At 69.1% G+C, this 14,147-nt stretch carries 13 protein-coding genes; 8 read left to right on the top strand and 5 right to left on the bottom strand.

What is annotated here, in order from left to right:
• Positions 1-67 precede the first annotated feature (67 nt).
• Positions 68-1,465 (bottom strand): MFS transporter, encoded by a 1,398-nt coding sequence (locus H5399_RS00245; RefSeq protein WP_370585648.1) that lies wholly within the window; start codon positions 1,463-1,465, stop codon positions 68-70.
• 239 nt (positions 1,466-1,704) lie between these two features.
• On the opposite strand from H5399_RS00245, the gene H5399_RS00240 reads away from it, so the two are divergent.
• Positions 1,705-2,250: a pyridoxamine 5'-phosphate oxidase family protein gene (locus H5399_RS00240; protein ID WP_182781034.1), complete on the top strand. Its 546-nt coding sequence runs from the start codon at positions 1,705-1,707 to the stop codon at positions 2,248-2,250.
• Positions 2,251-2,511: 261 nt separating this feature from the next.
• Here H5399_RS00240 and H5399_RS00235 read toward each other — a convergent pair whose 3' ends face one another.
• The 4 genes from H5399_RS00235 to H5399_RS00220 form a co-directional block, all read right to left on the bottom strand.
• The gene (locus H5399_RS00235; protein ID WP_182781033.1) at positions 2,512-4,137 is read right to left on the bottom strand and encodes an ABC transporter permease; all 1,626 of its coding nucleotides are present in this window, start codon (positions 4,135-4,137) and stop codon (positions 2,512-2,514) included.
• Positions 4,134-5,027 carry an ABC transporter ATP-binding protein gene (locus tag H5399_RS00230; protein ID WP_182781032.1) on the bottom strand — a complete coding sequence of 298 codons (894 nt, stop codon included), beginning with the start codon at positions 5,025-5,027 and terminating at the stop codon, positions 4,134-4,136. The genes H5399_RS00235 and H5399_RS00230 overlap by 4 nt, the downstream gene beginning before the upstream one ends.
• 39 nt (positions 5,028-5,066) lie before the next feature.
• Positions 5,067-5,744 (bottom strand): TetR/AcrR family transcriptional regulator, encoded by a 678-nt coding sequence (locus H5399_RS00225; RefSeq protein ID WP_182781031.1) that lies wholly within the window; start codon positions 5,742-5,744, stop codon positions 5,067-5,069.
• 325 nt (positions 5,745-6,069) lie between these two features.
• Positions 6,070-6,336 carry an HPr family phosphocarrier protein gene (locus H5399_RS00220; RefSeq protein ID WP_182781030.1) on the bottom strand — a complete coding sequence of 89 codons (267 nt, stop codon included), beginning with the start codon at positions 6,334-6,336 and terminating at the stop codon, positions 6,070-6,072.
• A gap of 202 nt (positions 6,337-6,538) precedes the next feature.
• Between H5399_RS00220 and H5399_RS00215 the strand changes: the two genes are divergently transcribed.
• The 7 genes from H5399_RS00215 to H5399_RS00185 all read left to right on the top strand — a co-directional run bounded on the left by H5399_RS00215 (position 6,539) and on the right by H5399_RS00185 (position 14,105).
• The gene (locus tag H5399_RS00215; protein ID WP_182781029.1) at positions 6,539-7,996 is read left to right on the top strand and encodes an NAD(P)/FAD-dependent oxidoreductase; all 1,458 of its coding nucleotides are present in this window, start codon (positions 6,539-6,541) and stop codon (positions 7,994-7,996) included.
• A gap of 5 nt (positions 7,997-8,001) precedes the next feature.
• The gene (locus tag H5399_RS00210) at positions 8,002-8,196 is read left to right on the top strand and encodes a hypothetical protein (RefSeq protein WP_182781028.1); all 195 of its coding nucleotides are present in this window, start codon (positions 8,002-8,004) and stop codon (positions 8,194-8,196) included.
• 70 nt (positions 8,197-8,266) lie between these two features.
• Positions 8,267-9,508 (top strand): ATP-binding protein, encoded by a 1,242-nt coding sequence (locus tag H5399_RS00205; RefSeq protein ID WP_182781027.1) that lies wholly within the window; start codon positions 8,267-8,269, stop codon positions 9,506-9,508.
• A gap of 51 nt (positions 9,509-9,559) precedes the next feature.
• Entirely contained in the window at positions 9,560-10,249 is a 690-nt protein-coding gene (locus H5399_RS00200; RefSeq protein ID WP_182781026.1) for a FadR/GntR family transcriptional regulator, read from the top strand.
• Between the two features lie 152 nt (positions 10,250-10,401).
• Entirely contained in the window at positions 10,402-11,835 is a 1,434-nt protein-coding gene (locus H5399_RS00195; RefSeq protein WP_182781025.1) for a four-carbon acid sugar kinase family protein, read from the top strand.
• Between the two features lie 26 nt (positions 11,836-11,861).
• On the top strand, positions 11,862-12,743 hold the full coding sequence (locus H5399_RS00190) for an NAD(P)-dependent oxidoreductase (protein ID WP_182781024.1): 882 nt from the start codon (positions 11,862-11,864) through the stop codon (positions 12,741-12,743).
• A gap of 3 nt (positions 12,744-12,746) precedes the next feature.
• A complete protein-coding gene (locus H5399_RS00185) occupies positions 12,747-14,105 on the top strand; it encodes a GntP family transporter (RefSeq protein ID WP_182781023.1) in 1,359 nt (452 codons plus the stop codon).
• Positions 14,106-14,147: the final 42 nt, after the last annotated feature.

Here is a 14,147-nt window from a genome sequence, read left to right as displayed (position 1 = left end):
CTAATCCAGGGGAGCACTGAGGCAAGCCCAGTGAGAACCCCCACCGCGGTACTGGGACCGACGGGGCTCAGTGCTCGGCGAAGCCCCTCCCCAGGGGGTCGGGCCCGGGTGGGCCGTCGTCGGTGGCCTCCGCTACCCGCTCGTTGACGTCGCCTGCCGCGTACGACGCGTTGAGCAGGCGGTAGGTCCGTGTGAAGAAGGCGGCCCCGGTGACCAGGAGCCCGGCGATGCTGAACAGCACGAACACCAGTGCGATGCCGCGCGCATCACCTTCTCCCAGTAGCCACTTCAGGTCCCGGCGGCCCTCGGGCGACCCGGCGTATGGGATGAGCCAGAACTCGGCCATGGGCCCGATGAGGAATGCGCTCATGGGCGCCGCGGAGGATTCCACAGCGGCGGCAAATCCGAACACCCGGCCCTGCTTCTCGAAGGGAACCACGCGCTGCAGCAGGGTCTGCTCAGCCGCCTCGATGAAGGGGATGATCGTCATGTACAAGAAGATGCCGACGCCGAGGGCCGCCACGGACTCCCGGAGCGTGAAGCCCCCACTCACGATCCACAGTGCCACGCAGGCGAGCAGGAGCGTGCGGAGCGGCTTGGCGCCCAGGCCGAGCTTGGCGATCAGGGATCCCCCGACGATCAGTCCGATGCTTCCCAGCCCGAAGAGCACGCCCCACGCCTCCACCGACATCAGCTCCAGGCCGTACGGGTCCAGCAGGCCCATGAAAACGCCGCCGAGGAGGTTGTTGATGGTGGTGAAGAGGATCAGACCGATGAGCCCCGGCACAGCGACGATGGCCAGCCAGGCCGCCTTGAAGTCCACGGCCTTCGGAGTGCCTTCGGCGTGGACGATGGTGGGCTCGGGGATCCGGATCAGCAGGAGATGGACCAGCGAGGCGACGATCGTGCCCAGGGAGATCATGATCACCCAGCCCATGCCGAGTTGACCGTAGGCCAGCCCCGACAGGACGCCGGTCACCAGCATGGTCAGCCCATTGACCGCCCCGACCAGCCCGTTGGCGTTTGCGCGCCGATCCGATTCGACCAGCATCGTGACGCACGTAGCCAGCGCCAATCCGCGCAACATCACCAACAGCGCGCCCATCAGGCTGATCCCGGTGAAGAGCCAGAACCAGGGGCGCCGCAGGTCGGTGAGGGCCTCCTCAGGGGTGAGGATGAACACCGCCCCGGCCAGGATGAAGAGCACCGCGGTGCCGACGGCGGACCACACCATGACGACATGCTTGCGGTACCGGTCGATGAGGCTGCCGAACGGCACGCCCAGGACCGCCATGCCGAGCATGTAGGCGCCGCCCATGATCGACGTGGCCAGCACCGAGCGCGTCTCGAGGTAGGCCCAGAACGTGATGCCGAACCACAGGAACATCGTGGCCAGCATCGCCGCGGCCGTGTTGCCGAGGACGTGGTTGAACGCCCTCGTGCGGTGAGCCTGATCGGAGAGCACACGGGGACCATAACACCGGCGGACCTGCGGTAGATGTTCCTCGAGGTGGCCCCTCGGCGCCCATCCGGGGCCGAATGCGGGTCTGGAGGAACACCTGCCGCGGAGTTGAGTCGAGGGGCGGGCCCGGGTGGACAAAAGGGGCGCGCAATGAAATCCACGCGGCCGGCTACGCCCCGTACACCGGCTCTTCGGATAGGTCACACCCGGACCCGCCTTCCCACCAGCATAGGCTGAGATCCATGGGCAAGCAGTTCCTTGAGATCACTCCGAAGATCCGCGCCTTCGTCGAGGCTCAGCATCTGTTCTTCGTCGCGACGGCGGCGCGGGACGGACGCGTGAACGTCTCGCCGAAAGGCCTGGACTCCCTGCGCGTGGTGGGCCCCAGCCGCGTGGTCTGGGTCAACGCCGTCGGCAGCGGCAACGAGACGGCCGCGCACCTCCTCGACACGCCGCGGATGACGCTGATGTTCTGCTCCTTCGACGCCAAGCCGCAGATCCTGCGCCTCTACGGCACGGCGCGGGCGCTGCATCACGGCGACGACGGATGGGCCGAGCTGTTGGACCTCTTCCCGGAGTTCGTCGGCGCCCGCAACGTGTTCGACATGAGTGTGGAGATGGCGCAGACCTCCTGCGGTTTTGGGGTGCCGTTGATGGACTTCCGCGCCGACCGCGACACCATGACCGACTGGCTGGTCAAGAAGGGCGACGACGGATTGCGCGAGTACGAGCGCCGCAACAACCTGGTGAGCCTGGACGGACTCCCGACTGGACTCCCCGTCGCCTGATTGGCATCCCCGCTGGCTGAGGTGCCGCGCAGCGGCCTCGAAGCCTATGAAACGCGAGCTGACAACGTCACTTTTCTTAGGCTTCGAGGCTCGTCGCTTCGCTCCTCGCACCTCAGCCAGCAGGGGTGGGCCCTCGCTTCGCTCCTCGCTCCTCAGCCAGCAGGGGTGGGCCCTCGCTTCGCTCCTCGCTCCTCAGCCAGCGGGGGGGGGGGTCAGCCAGCAGGGGTGGGCTCAGCGAGCGGGTGGGCTCAGCCGGGGTTCTCAGTGGCCGGGGATGTCGCGACGGCCGAACCGCCACAACCCGAAAGCCACCAAACCCGCCGCGACAATCAACTGAACCGCCAGCGGCGCCACAGTCAGCTCCTCCGCCGGGAGCGCCGGCGTGTGCTCGAAGGGTGAAATCTGGCGCACCCAGTCAGGGAACTGCAGCATGTCGCCGAACAGCTCGATCAGCGCACCCGCCACCACCGGGATCCACGTGAATACCACCAGGCGTGGCGCCAGCGAGTGCAGCGCCACGGCCAGTCCCAGCACCATGAGCACCGACGGGATGCCGACCGCGGACCCCGCGACACCGTCGCCCACCAGGGAGTAGTCCCCGTCGACCATGCCCGCGAACAACCCCGCGACCGCGCCGGTGATCAGCAGCATCCCGACGCTCGCTGCGGCGACGACGGCGAGGTGCCCGGCGAGCCATCCCCAGGGTCGCACCGCGGTGGCGAGCACCGGCTCGGCGCGACCGCCCACCTCTTCGGCCACCACCTTCTGCCACGCGATGACCGCGTAGATGGCCACGGTGATCCGCATCATCGTCACGGTCAGCGTCAGGTAGCCCTCCACGGCGGCCTCGGAGCCGCCCATCAGCTGCTGGAAGATGTCCGGCAGGTCGTTGAACGCCTCCACCATGGCCGGGGTGAACGAGCCGTACATGGCCCCGGCCAGCGTCAGCGCCACGGCCCACCAGAGGGTCTGCGTCCGCTGGATGCGCCACGCGAGGGTGAGGGGTCCGCGCAGCCAGGCCGCAGCCGTCGCGCGACCCCTGCGGGGTTGCACCAGCCCGGCGCCGAGATCGCGCCTGGCCTCCATCGCGGCCCCGACGGCCACCAGCACCGCTGCGGTCAGCAGGAGCAGGCCGACGGGCCACCACCGGTCGTCGTGGAATGCGCGGGTCTGCTGCGCCCAGGCCAGCGGTGACAGCCAGGAGAGCCAGCTCGCGTACTCGCCGGGCGCGGCCGCCATGTCGCCGATGCCGCGCACCACCCAGGCGGTGGCCAGCACCGCCCCGGCGATCCCGCTGCCCGCCGACGAGAACGCGCTCAGTTGCGAGGTCACCGTCGTCACCCCGGCGAACACCAGTCCGACCCCGGCCGTCCCGACGCCCAGCAGCAGCGACGACGACGCGTCGCTCCCGAAGCCGATCAGGCCGACGGCGATCAACGCCCCGACGAGCAGGTTGGCGATCAGGGCGAGGATGAGCGCGGACGTCAGCGGCGCGAAGCGCCCCACCACGCTGGCGCGGACGATCTCCGCGCGCCCCGTCTGTTCCTCCAGGCGCGTGTGCCGCGACACCAGCAGGATGTTCATCAGCGCCACGAAGATCAGCAGGTACAGCCAGTAGACGCCCGAGAAGATGATCTGGTGGGTGAGGGTGGTCGGGTCCACGTTCTTCAGCCCGAAGCCCGGGCCGGTGAACAGGGTGAGCGACGGGTTGGCCATCAGGATGGCGAGGGGGGCCAGTTCCTCGGGCGTGCCGAAGATGGTCTTGTAGGCCGTCATCATGTACGGCACGAAGGCGGCCAGGGACACCACCCAGATGGTGAGCTTCACCCGGTCGCGGCGGGCGGCGAACCGCAGCAGCGGGCCGGTGGCGGTCAGTGGCTGGCTCATCGGGGGGTCTCTTCCCCGTAGTGGCGCAGCAGCATCTGCTCGAGCGTCGGGGGATGCGCGACGATGGACTGCACGCCGGCCACGGTCAGCTGGGACATGACGGTGCCCAGGTGCTCGCCGTCGACCTCCATGCTGACGCGGTCCCCGTCGACCTGGGCGTGGTGCACGCCGGTCATGTGGGCGAGGCCGTTGACGGGCTGAGCCGTGGTCGCCTGGATGGTGGTGCGGCGCAGGTGGCGCATGGCGTCGAGGGTGCCGGTCTCGACGATGCTGCCCTCGCGGATGATCGACACGCGGTGGGCGAGCGCCTCCACCTGGCCGAGGATGTGGCTGGACAGGAGGACGGTGGCGCCGCGGGCGATGAGGCCCCGGACCTCGTCCTGGAAGATGGCTTCCATGAGCGGATCGAGGCCGGAGGTGGGCTCGTCGAGGATGAACAGGTCGGCTCCGCTGGCCAGCGCCGCCACCAGGGCCACCTTCTGCCGGTTGCCCTTGGAGTAGGTGCGGCCCTTCTTGGTGCGGTCGAGGTCGAAGCGTTCGCAGAGTTCGGCGATACGGGCCGGGTCGGAGTCGCCGCGGAGCCGGGTCAGCACGTCGATGGCTTCGCCGCCGGTGAGTTGGGGCCAGAGCTCGACGTCGCCGGGCACGTAGGCGATGCGCTTGTGGAGCTCGACGGCGTCGCGGACGGGGTGTCCGCCGAGGACGGTCGCGGTGCCGGAATCGGGGCGCAGCAGGCCGAGCAGGATGCGCAACGTGGTGGTTTTGCCGGCCCCGTTGGGGCCGAGGAAGCCGTGCACCTCGCCCTGCTGGACGTCGAGGTTCAGCTTGTTGAGGGCCACGGTGCGGCCGAATGTTTTGGTGAGATCGCGGATCTCGAGGGCGTTGGTCATTGGGTTGCCTTGCAGTGGAAGGAATGGGGGGTGCGGTGGTCAGCCGGCCGACGGTGGGTCGGGGTCGGTGACGCCGTCGGCCGGGACCCTGCCCGCGTCGGCCGCGAAGGCCGAACGGATCTGGCGGAGCAAGGTGTCGTCGGCGAAGAGGCCGTAGGTGAAGAACTCGGTGGAGGCGAGCGAGTAGCGGGGGAGGACGACGGGGTCCAGGAGGTGGGTGCCGCCCAGATGCCGCGACACCTGCGCCTCGAGCACTGTCGCGGCCAGGCTGAAGGTCACCAGGAGCGCGACGGTGGCGTCCAGATCCTCGGGCTCGCGCAGGATTCCGGCGGGGACACCGACGGCGAACATCTCGCGGGTGAGCGCGCACATGGCCTCGAAGAGCCGGTCGGCGCCGTCGCCGCCCTCGCCGATGGATGCGGCGATGTAGCCGAAGAACGGCCGGAACTCGTTCTGCGCGCGGAAGACCGCCTCGGTGGGATTGGCCCCGGAGACCGCGGAGGTCTTGGTCTCGGTGAGGCGCGCCATCATCCACTCGTCGCAGGCGCGGCGGAGCCCGTCCTTGCTGCCGAAGTGGTGGATGACAAGGGCGGGGGAGACGCCGGCTCCCTCGGCGATCTGGCGGACGGTGGTGGACTTGATGCCGTGGGTGCCGAACAGCCGCATCGCCTCGTCGCGGATGCGGGCGTGTGCTTGGAGATCATCGGTTGAACCCATGTTCAGTATTCTGAACGCGCGTTCAGTCGGTGTCAAGCGCGACGTCGGTGAGCCCGCTGGCTGAGCTCGCCGCCTCACTCCTCGCGCTACCGCTGGCTGTGGTGCCGCGCAGGGGCTGTCCCCCGCTGGCTGAGGTGCCGCGCAGCGGCCTCGAAGCCTATGAAACGCGAGCTGACAACGTCACTTTTCTGAGGCTTCGAGGCTCGTCGCTTCGCTCCTCGCTCCTCAGCCAGCGGGGGTGGGCTCGTCGCTTCGCTCCTCGCGTTACCGCTGGCTGAGGTGCCGCGTAGCGGCCTCGAAGCCTGTGAAACGAGAGCTGAAAACGTCACTCCTCGTCGAGGTCACTCTCGATCAGCGAGGCGATCGCGGCGTTGGCGTCCTCGTCATCAGACTCGACGACGACCCGGGCGCCCTTGTCGGCTCCCAACTTCACGATCTCCATCGACGACGACGCGTCGAAGGCCTCGGTCTGCGGGCCGTCGAACCTCAGCGTCATGGGGATCCCGAGCTCGCTGACCGCGTCGGCGATGATCGCGGCCGGACGGGCCCGCAGCCCGACCGAGGATCCGACGGTGGCGGTGGTGTGCGGCATGGCTAACTCCTTCGGTGAGTGGGGGAGACGGTCAGGCAGGCTGACCAGCCGACGGCTTCGTCGGCACCGCTGGAAGCGGAGGCCCCCTGCATCCGAGGATAGGCCTGCCGGCCCTGCCCCGCGCCCGGTCTGCCGGGTTGACCCCGCGCCGCCCGACCGACAGGGCTACTGTGGAAGATGCAGTCACAACGAAGGAGTTGAGATGGCTGACGTTGTCGTTCTCGGGGCTGGTGTGTCGGGGCACACTGCAGCGCTGCATCTGTCCCGGCTACTGCCGGCCGGCAACACCGTCACGGTGGTGTCCCCGAACTCGCAGTGGAACTGGATCCCCAGCAACATCTGGGTGGGGGTCGGGAAGATGACCAAGAAACAGGTGGTGTTCCCTCTTGCGCCCGTCTACCGGAAGAAGGGCATCCGGTTCCTCCAGACGAAGGCCACCGCCATCCGGCCGGAAGGCGACGATACGTCCGCGCGCCCTGCCGTCGACATCGAGTACACCTCCCCTGACAAGGCCGGACAGACCGAGCGGATCCGCTACGACTATCTGGTCAACGCCACCGGACCGCAGCTGAAGTTCGGGGCCACCCCCGGCCTCGGCCCCCACGGCGGGCACACCGTCAGCGTCTGCACGGCGGACCACGCCGTCGAGGCGGCCGCGGCGCTGCGGGCAACCATCGAACGGCTGAAGTCCGGCGAGAGCCTCACGCTGGTGGTGGGCATGGGGCACGGCACCTGCACCTGCGAGGGGGCGGCGTTCGAGTACGTCTTCAATGTGGACCACGAGCTCCGCGAGGCCGGCGTCCGCGACCGCGCCCGCCTGGTGTACCTCACCAACGAAGCGGAGCTGGGTGACTTCGGCGTGGACGGCATGGTGTTCGAGGAGCGCGGCTTCCAGACCACCTCCGAGCTGTGGGCCGGGTCGCTGTTCCGGGAGCGCGACGTGCAGGCCATCCTCGGCGCCCACGTCACCCATGTGGAGCCGGGTGTGGTGCACTACGAGACCCTCGACGGGGCCACCCACACGCTGGAGTTCGATTTTGGGATGCTGCTGCCGCCGTTCGGTGGGGTGCCGTTGCAGGCGTTCAGCCGCGAGGGTGCCGAGATCACGGATCGGCTGTTCGCGCCGTCGGGGTTCATGAAGGTGGACGCCGACTACACGCCCAAGCCGTACGAGGAGTGGCGGGCAGAGGACTGGCCCAAGACCTACCAGGCGGTGGGCTACGACAACATCTGGGCGGTGGGGATCGCGTTCGCGCCGCCGCACCAGATCTCGCGGCCTCGCAAGAGCGCCAACGGGACGGTCATCGCGCCGTCCCCGCCCCGGACGGGGATGCCGTCGGGGGTGATGGGGAAGGTGGCGGCCATGTCCATCGCGGACCGGATCCGGAAGGGTCCGACGGCGGTCAACCACGAGGCGTCGATGGCCGCGATGGGCGCGGCGTGCGTGGCGTCGGTGGGCGAGGGGCTGCGCACCGGTTCGGCTGCGGCCATGACGATGATGCCCGTGGTGCCGGACTACCAGCGCTATCCGACGGGCCGCGACCTCGCCGACACGCGCGGCGAGGTGGGGCTGGCCGGGCACTGGGTGAAGCTGATGCTCCACTTCCTGTTCCTCTACAAGGCCAAGGCGCTGCCCGGGTGGCAGCTGATTCCGGAGTGAGTGCGATGAGTGAGCGAGTGCACGAGCAGCAGTTGCGGGCCCCGGCGGGCTCCACGGTCGCGGACCTGTCCAAGGCGCCGCTGCCCACGGCGTCGACGTTGCGTAAACGGATGAGTCTGCCGCTCCAGCTGACGCGGTTCGTGGTGTTCAACGCGAGGATCATGCGGATGGTCCTGAAGGGGCACAGCCAGGATCACTGAGTGTGAAGAATGTGAACTGAAATCTGTGATTTTTTTAAACTTTTAGGTGTGACGAATGTAAACTGAAAGCGTGAGCAGATATCTTCCTCGCCTCGCTGACGGTGAGTTGGCCGCACAACTCGACGCGATGGGAGCCGTGCTCATCGAGGGAGTGAAGGGCTGCGGGAAGACCGCATCAGCACGTCAGCGTGCTGCCAGTGAGGTGCTCCTGGATACCGATCCGGAGGCAGAGCGCCGCGCGGCCCTCGACCCGCGACTGTTGCTCGATGGCGCCACCCCGAAGCTGCTGGACGAATGGCAACGCGCACCGCGGATCTGGGACGCCGTGCGGCGTGAGGTCGATGCCCGTGGGATTCCGGGCCAGTTCATCCTCACTGGCTCCGCCACCCCGAACAACAACCTGCAGCGCCACACGGGAGCGGGACGGTTCGGTGTGATGCGGATGCGCACCATGACGCTGACGGAGAAGCAGGCGTCGAACCCGGCCGTCTCCCTGGCCGGCCTACTGCGCGGCGATCCGGTGACCCCTGCCAACAGCACACTCGGGGTGCGGGACTACCTCCATCACATTGCGGTGGGCGGGTGGCCGTTCCTAGTGGGCGCCGACGAACGCCGGGCGCGCACCTTCCTCGACGGCTACCTGGACATCATCGTCGAGCATGACATCGACGAGGTGTCCGGGGGGCCACGGAACCCCCGGCTGGTGCGTCGTTTCCTTCACGCCTACGCGCAGATGACGGCCCACCCAGCGACTCTGAGTGCCATCCTCAAACGGATGGAGGATCGAGAGGCCCCATCTCGTCCGGCGTCGCAGCTGTACTACGACGCTCTGACTCGGATGCTCATCGTCGACGAGGTGCCCGCTTGGGATCCTGCGGTGAGATCATCGAAACGCCTCGTCAACACCCCGAAGCGGCTCCTGGCAGACCCGTCGCTCTCGGCGGGCCTGCTGCGGTTGTCCACCGACGGCATGCTCGCGGACCTCTCCACCACCGGATTCCTCTTCGAGAGTCTCGTGGCCCACGACCTGCGGGTGTACTCCGAAGCAGCCGGCGCGTCGGTGTTTCACTACCGGGAGGGTGAGGGTCGGCTGGAGGTGGACTACGTCGTCGAGGATCGAGACGGCGAGTGGCTCGCAGTTGAGGTGAAGATGGGAGATGCTCAGGTGGAGCGGGCCGCGGGCTCATTGCATGCGCTAGCGGCACGAGTGGAGCGGCCTCCACGCGCTCTGGTGGTCATGACAACCGGTTCGCTGGCCTACACCCGGGAAGACGGTGTACATGTGGTCCCCCTGGGAGCGCTGGGGCCCTGAGCGTGTGGCGTAGGCTGACCAGCCGAGAGACGTTGAGTGGACGGGGGAGGCATGAGTCGGCGGGGACTGGTGGACGAGGCCATCCAGGGAATCCTCGACCGCGTCGTCGACGGCGGGTTTCCGGCCGGCAGCGCACTTCCTCCGGAGGCGGACCTCGCGGCACTGCTCGAGGTGAGCCGCCCCACCATGCGCGAGGCGGTCCGGTCGCTGAGCGACCGGGGCGTGCTGCGCGTGGTGCACGGTCGCGGCACCTTCGTCGCTCCCCGGGAGGAGTGGCGTGACCTGCCCACGCTGATCGGAGTGCTGGCCCGCACCACGCCGTCGAGGGATCTGGGGCTGCAGCTCATCCAGGTGCGACGGATGCTCGAGGTGGGCGCGGCGGGGCTCGCCGCTGAGAACCGGAACGACGTCGACCTCACTGCGATGCGGGCGGTGCTCGACGGGTATGACGAGGCCGCGGCCCGAGCAGACGTCGACGAGGTGGTCAGGCTGGACCTCGCGTTCCACGGCCTGGTCCTGAAGGCCTCGGGCAACCCGTTCCTGGCTGCGATCATGCAGCCGTTGGCAGAGGCTCTGTCGGCGTCGCGGCAGACGACGGCGGCGCGCGAGGACGTGAGGGCGCGGGCGCAGGAGCACCACCGTCGAATCCTGGAGGCCATCTCCGGCGGCGACGCGTCGGCTGCGAAGGACGCGATGCGCGCCCACATGAAGCAGACCCACGACGACATCGCGGCGCTGTAGGTCCCGACCCCCCCGCGGTTGAGCCCGGCGTCGGCCGCGGAGCGGCTCGGCCGGTGTTGAAGCCTCATTTGCGGTGGGCAGGGTCTTGCACCCGGACAATCCTTGTGTCATTCTTTCCTAAGACCTCTGAGGTCTGAGCACAAAGGAGTGACATGACAGTGGAACTGTCCGATCTGTTGACCAACCATCCGTCCGTGGTGTCCGTGACCGCGGATGACGTCGTCGAGGCGCGCCACCGCGCGGGCGACCACACCGTCTACGTCGTCCTCGACGACGACCCCACCGGCACGCAGTCGGTGGCCGACCTCCCCGTCCTCACCGCCTGGGAGGTCGACGACTTCCGCTGGGCGTTCGGCACCGGCAAGCCCGCCGTCTACGTGATGACCAACTCGCGCTCGCTGGCCCCCGCCGACGCCGAGCGGGTCAACCGCGAGGTCGTCGCTGCGGCGCTCGAGGCCGCCCGCGACATCCCCGTCGCGTTCGTCTCCCGCTCCGACTCGACGCTGCGCGGCCACTTCCCTCTGGAGCCCCTGACCATCGCCGAGGAGATCCGGACCGCCACCGGCCACGGCGTCGACGGCATCGTCGTGGTCCCCGCGTTCGGCGACGCTGGCCGCATCACCGTCGACGGCATCCACTACGCCGGCTCCCGCGACGCCGGCTTCACACCGGTGGGGGAGACCGAGTTCGCCCGCGACGCCACGTTCGGCTACCGGTCGTCCAGCCTCGCGGAGTGGGTGGAGGAGAAGACCGACGGCGCCACCCGCGCCGCGGACGTCATCCTGATCGATCTCACCACGCTCCGCACCGACCGCGCCCACACCGTCGCGCTGCTGCGCTCCGCCTCGGACGCCCGCGTGATCGTCGTCGACATCGTCGAGGAGGAGGACCTCCGCCAGCTCTCCCTCGCGCTGATCGAGGCCGAGACCGCCGGGTCGCGCTTCATCTACCGCGTCGGCCCGCCATTCACCCGCGCCCGCATCGGCCAGGCCGTCCACCCCCCGGTGACCCTCGACGAGATCCGCGCCTCCCGCGGAGACCGCGAACTCGCCACGGGCGGGCTCATCGTCGTCGGCAGCCACGTGGACCTCACCACCCGCCAGCTCAACCACCTCCGCGAGCACAACCACCCGTTCGAGCTGGAGATCGAGGTGGCGCAGGTCACCGATCCCACCGCCCGCGACCGTCACGTCGCCGACATCGCCCACCAGGCCGCGGGGGCACTGAACCACGGCAACGTCGTCGTCCGCACCTCGCGCACGCTCGTCACCGGGGCCGACGGCCACGAGTCGCTGGGCATCTCCCGCCAGGTCTCGGCCGCGGTCGTCGAGGTGGTCCAGCGAGTGCTGGCCGCCAACCCGCCCAGGTTCGTCGTCGCCAAGGGCGGCATCACATCCTCCGACGTGGCGACGAAGGGCCTCGGCTTCCGCCATGCCAACGTCGTCGGCCCGATGCTTCCCGGCATCGTCTCCCTGTGGTCCGGCCAGGACGGCCCCGCCGCGGGAATCCCCTACGTCGTCTTCGCCGGCAACGTCGGCGCCGCCGACTCTCTCGCCGCCGTCGTCGACACGCTCACCCAAGCCTGAACCACCCCCGAAAGGACCCCTCTTCCATGAACATCGCTGTTCTCGGACTCGGCGCCATGGGCCTGCCCATGGCCACCTGGCTAGCCCAGAGCTTCACCGTCACCGCCTTCGACATCGCCGAGGCGCGCGTGCAGCTCGCCACCGATGCGGGCATCACCTGCAAGCCGTCGGCCCGTGACGCCGCCGACGGCGCCGACATCGTCCTGGTTGCCGTGCGCAACCAGGCCCAGCTCGAGGAGCTGCTCTACGGCGAGGCCGGGATCGTCCCGGCGTTGAGCCGCGGCGCCGCGATCATCCTCACTTCCACCGTCGGTATCCAGGCCGTCGAGGACGTTGCGGCGCGGCTGGCCGACGACGGCATCGGCCTCGCCGATGCCCCCGTCTCCGGCGGCCCCGCCCGTGCGGGCAAGGGCGACCTGCTGGTCACCGTCGGCGCCTACCCGGCCGTGTACGAGCACTGCCGCGCGGTGCTCGAAGTGATGGCCTCCAACCTGGTCTGGGTGGGGGAGGCCCCCGGCAAGGGGCAATGCATGAAGACGGTCAACCAGCTGCTGTGCGGCGTGCACATCGCCGCCGCCGCCGAGGCGATGGCCCTGGCCGGCGAGCTCGGGCTCGACCAGACCAAGGCGCTCGAGGCGCTGATGTCCGGCGCCGCGGCGTCGTTCATGCTGGGCGACCGCGGCCCCCGCGCCATCCAGGCCTACGCGGGCGAGGACGCCGAGGTGAAGAGCCGCCTGGACATCTTCGTCAAGGACATGGGCATCGTCACCTCCGCGGCCAAGTCCGTGGGCATGCCGGTGCCGGTGGCCGCCGCCGCCGAACAGCTCTACCTCCAGGGCCTCGCCAACGGGCAGGCCGCCATGGACGACTCCTCCGTCATCCGCCTCGTCGCGCCGAAGAAGGGCTGAGCCATGGGAGCCGCAAGCCTGCTCGGCATAGCCGTCGGCGCAATCGTCCTGCTGCTGATCCTGGTCATCCAGATCAAGATGTCGGCCTTCGTCGCCCTGCTTCTCGTGGCGTTCGGCACCGCGCTGGCCACCGGGATCGAACTGACCGAGGTCGTCCCCACCATGACCGAGGGCATGGGCAAGACGCTCTCCAGCGTCATGATCGTCGTCGGCCTCGGCGCCATGCTCGGCCGCCTCATCGAGGTCTCAGGCGGCGCCGACGCCCTGGCGGAGAAATTCTCCGCAGTCCTCGGACCCAAGCGCGTCGTCGCAGCGGTCACGGCCGCCGCCTTCGTGCTGGGCATCCCCGTCTTCTTCGACGTCGGCTTCATCATCCTGGCGCCGATCGTGTTCGGCTTCGCCCGGGTGGCCAAGCTCAACCCGCTCGTCCTCGGCCTGCCCGTGGCCGGCGCGATGCTGACCGTCCACGTGGCGCTGCCCCCGCATCCCGGCCCCGTTGCCGCCGCGGGCATCACCGGCGCCGACGTCGGCATGATGCTGCTCATCGGCCTGCCGATCGCCGCCGTCACCGCGATCGTCGGGTTCTACGCCTCGAAGCTGATCAAGGCGCACAAGTACGAGCTGCTGGAGTCGCCGGCCACGAAGGCCGCCGTCATCCACGACGCTGCCGTCGACGGCCCGAAGCGGGTGCTCGGCGCCGGCACCGTCCTGGCCCTCATCCTGCTGCCCATCCTGCAGATCATGGTGGGAACCGTCGGCAACATGACGCTCGCGGAGGGTTCCACCGCCCGCGGGCTGGCGGGCATGATCGGCTCGTCGCCGATCGCGCTGCTGACCGCCGTCGTCGTGGGCTACCTCGTGGTGGGTCACAACCAGGGCTGGTCGCTGGGCAAGCGTGGGTCGGTGCTGGATTCGGCGCTGCCGGATGTCGCGGTGATCGTGTTCGTCACCGGCGCCGGCGGAGTGTTCGCCAACGTGCTCGTCACCTCGGGCATCGGCGCGGCCTTCTCGGAGGCACTGATCGCCATCAACATGCCGATCATCCTGGCCGGCTTCCTCATCTCGCTCGCACTCCGCGCGTCGCAGGGCTCCGCGACGGTGGCGATCCTCACCGCGGCCGGACTGCTGGCCCAGCCCATCTTGGACGCGGGCTACAACCCCACCCAGATGACGCTGGTCACCCTCGCCATCGCGTTCGGCGGCCTGGGGCTCAGCCACATCAACGATTCGGGCTTCTGGATCGTGACGAAGTACCTGGGCCTCAGCGTCAAGGACGGCCTGAAGACGTGGACCGTGCTGTCGACCATCCTGGGCCTGACGGGCTTCCTGCTCACCTGGGGTGTGTTCGCTCTGGTGTCGTAGCGTTCGGGGATCGACGAGGGGGCCGCGCGGGGGTGCGCGGCC

Source organism: Tessaracoccus sp. MC1627 (assembly GCF_014164725.1).
In the GTDB taxonomy this organism is placed as follows: Bacteria; Actinomycetota; Actinomycetes; order Propionibacteriales; family Propionibacteriaceae; genus Arachnia.
Note: the sequence above shows the minus strand (reverse complement) of the source record. Positions and strands in the feature narration are given on the sequence as shown.